Annotated in this window: 1 protein-coding gene; it reads left to right on the forward strand. The window is 64.2% G+C overall.

The features are described from left to right. Positions 1–178: 178 nt before the first annotated feature. On the forward strand, positions 179–363 hold a 185-nt coding region (locus tag AB4Y92_RS26665; RefSeq protein ID WP_441822358.1), incomplete at its 3' end, for a hypothetical protein.

A 363-nucleotide genomic window follows, 5' to 3' on the forward strand; every position in this document is an offset into this window, starting at 1 on the left:
GTACGAATGGATGACTGAGCGAACTTCCCAAGGAGAGGCCAAGTTCGGCCGCGACACAATAGGTATTCGAATGGCTGACTTGGGGCGCGATGAGACGTGGTCTCGGCGTCAGGTCGCACTGCGTTCGGACGAAGTCGTCCAAACCCGGAAAAGCTGATCGACTCTCATCGTTCAGAGCATGCTGTCCGACACGGAGCACGAGCGGCGCCTCGTCGCCTGGGGCCGCGGGATCCTGCGGTTGCTCGTTGGCGAGCCTGGTGGGAGCGAAGAAAACGGAGAGGCGCTCTTCGGCACGCCTCTCCGTGCTGTGTCAGCGGCGCAGGCGCGTCCACACGCCGTCGCGCAGCTCGCGCGCCTTGAGCG

The organism is Lysobacter sp. TAB13, from assembly GCF_052113885.1.
Classification (GTDB): Bacteria; Pseudomonadota; Gammaproteobacteria; order Xanthomonadales; family Xanthomonadaceae; genus Lysobacter; species Lysobacter gummosus.